This window comes from Sulfuricurvum sp. (genome assembly GCF_019163035.1).
In the GTDB taxonomy this organism is placed as follows: Bacteria; Campylobacterota; Campylobacteria; order Campylobacterales; family Sulfurimonadaceae; genus Sulfuricurvum.
Map to the genome: position 1 here is coordinate 7542 of NZ_JAFLKV010000030.1, position 2705 is coordinate 10246.

Below are 2705 nucleotides of genomic sequence, written 5' to 3' on the forward strand. Positions count from 1 at the left end.
TTAAAAGAAATCCTTAGGATCAGCGTCAGCAAAATGACCCCATTTGAGTTTTGCTCCGCCAAGGATATGGAAGTGCAGATGCCCTACCTCTTGCCCTCCGTTTTCACCGATATTACTGATTATACGGTAGCCGCTTTCATCGATGCTGCACATTTGGGCGACCTCTTGCATAAACGTCGCCATTCTTCCCATCACATCCCCCGGAATATCGTTAAAACTTTGATAATGAACTTTCGGGATTACTAAAACATGAACAGGCGCTTTGGGATTGATATCGTGAAACGCATAAAATTCTTCGTTTTCAGCGACCGTATTTGAGGGAATTTCTTTATTGACTATTTTGCAAAAAATGCACATTTTAAACCTCTTTTTTTATGCTATTGTAGCACATGGAAGATCGCTTGAAGCTATTTATAAAAGAGATTTGACTACAATATCCCCTAAATTGAAAGCCCTTTCATAAAAGTGTAAAGATCTATTTTTAAAGCTTTCAGAAAATCACAATGGAGACTCTATTTTGCAAGAGTGGTATGACGCTATAAAATCGGCCGATACGATTGATAAAATCGAAGAGATACGAATCGCCGTTTTCGGAAAAAAAGGGATAATGAACGCTGAGTTTGCCCGTATGAAAGATATTCCTGATGCTGAAAAGGGGACATTTGCCAAAGAATTAAATATCCATAAAGAGGGATTGAACGCTCTGTTGCTTGATCGTAAACTCTTTTTGGCAATGGAACATTTGCAAGCGACGATGAGGGCAGAAGCGATTGATGTGAGTCTTTACTCCGCCACTACAGAACGTGGATCGCTTCACCCTGTGATGGAGACGATGGATCGAATCGTAGAGTATTTCGTTGCGATGAACTTCTCGGTACAAACGGGTCCGATGGTGGAAGACGATTTTCACAACTTCGAAGCGTTGAATCTCCCTAAATACCATCCGGCTCGCGATATGCAGGATACTTTTTATTTTAAAGACTCGATGTTATTGCGTACCCATACCTCTCCGGTACAGATCCGTACGATGCTCTCTACTAAGCCTCCGATTCGTATGATTGCTCCGGGTGCTGTTTTCCGTCGAGATTATGATATTACCCATACGCCGATGTTTCATCAGGTTGAGGGATTGGTTGTCGAAGAGGCAGGGAAAGTCTCCTTTGCTAATCTCAAATTTATCCTCGAAGATTTTTTGAAAACTATGTTCGGCGATGTCGAAGTTCGTTTTCGTCCAAGCTTTTTCCCGTTTACGGAACCATCAGCCGAAGTCGATATTAGTTGTATTTTTTGCGGCGGTGAGGGGTGTCGTGTCTGCTCTAAAACCGGTTGGCTCGAAGTGCTCGGATGCGGTATCGTCGATCCGAATGTTTTTAAAGCGGTTGGATATGAGAATGTTAGCGGGTATGCGTTCGGGCTTGGGGTTGAGCGTTTTGCGATGTTGATTCACCGAATCGGTGATTTGCGCTCATTGTTTGAGGGAGATACGAGATTATTGGAGCAGTTTAGATGATCGTTACAAAAAATTGGTTAAATGAGTGGATCGATCTCGACGGCATCAGCGCGGAAGAGTTATGTAAAACGTTTAATGCGATCGGTTTGGAAGTCGATGCTCACGAAGTGATCCGTGTTGCGGACGGTGTGGTTGTAGGATTCGTTGAGAAGTGTGAAAAACATCCTGATGCGGATAAGCTAAACGTTTGCCAAGTTAACGTCGGCAGTGACGTGCGTCAAATCGTATGCGGTGCGTCGAATGTTCGTGAGGGGATTCATATTGCATTGGCGACTGTCGGTGCAGAACTTCCCGGCGGTCTTAAAATCAAAGAGGCAAAACTTCGCGGTGTTGATTCGCATGGGATGATCTGCTCCGCAAAAGAGATCAGTTTGCCGTCGATGGGTGAGGGGATAATGATCCTCGATGCGAGTATCGGTGAATTGGTGCTTGGAAAAAATCTTAATGAGTATTCTGCGTTCAATGACGATGTAATCGAGATCGAACTAACCGCCAATCGTGGAGATTGCCTCAGTATTCATGGGGTTGCGCGTGATTTACGTGCAGCATTGTCCCGTCCTTTGAGAGAAAAAAATACGAAGGAGACTCAAGAAAATCGCTTGGGTATCGGGCGTATCTTGCAACTTCACCATACTGAAACGTTTAATTCTGATTTGTTATTCGGAGCGGTAGAGGTTAAAGAACTAAGTATCCCTTTTATCATCGCACTTCGTTTAGCGATTATCGAAGGAGTTTATGCAACAGCTGTCGATGCTATATTGCTCTATGCAACTCACAGCACAGGGGTTATTTTACGAGCCTATCCGTTTGAAAAATTCGGGGATGCAGAGAATAAAGGGGTTATTACCCTTCAAAGTGATGAAAACGGGTATGCAGCGTTGTATGGGAAAGAGAAAGTTGCCGTTATCGGTGTTTCCCAAGAAAAAGAAGCTCATTTTACTGCGCAAGAAGGGTTGGTAGTGATCGAAGCGAGCTATATTGCTCCCGATGTGATTTCTAAACAAATGGGGGAGAAAAAAATCCCGAGTTGTCCTCATTATTATCGTACCTCTCGCGGAAGCGAACCAACTATTAGTATCGGAACCCGATATGCGGCTGAGTTGTTTGAAAAATACTCAACGTCGCAAGTGTATGGTGGATATATTGAGCTTAACAGTTCATACGAACCACGTCTTATCAGTATGGTTGAAGCGGA

General features: G+C 43.6%; 3 protein-coding genes. 2 read left to right on the forward strand and 1 reads right to left on the reverse strand.

What is annotated here, in order from left to right:
- Complete coding sequence (locus JZU62_RS02665; RefSeq protein WP_295011641.1) at positions 1–357, reverse strand: histidine triad nucleotide-binding protein; 357 nt, start codon at positions 355–357, stop codon at positions 1–3.
- Between the two features lie 160 nt (positions 358–517).
- Here JZU62_RS02665 and pheS point away from each other — a divergent pair, with 160 nt between their 5' ends.
- Complete coding sequence (gene pheS / locus JZU62_RS02670) at positions 518–1510, forward strand: phenylalanine--tRNA ligase subunit alpha (RefSeq protein ID WP_295011643.1); 993 nt, start codon at positions 518–520, stop codon at positions 1508–1510.
- Positions 1507–2705 (forward strand): YtpR family tRNA-binding protein (gene ytpR, locus JZU62_RS02675; protein ID WP_365956279.1); only part of this gene is annotated, 1199 nt, incomplete at its 3' end. The genes pheS and ytpR, both read left to right, overlap by 4 nt.

Excerpts from the sequence above, each read along its gene's own strand:
- JZU62_RS02665 (WP_295011641.1), bottom strand. The coding sequence starts at position 357 with ATGTGCATTTTTTGCAAAATAGTCAATAAAGAAATTCCCTCAAATACG.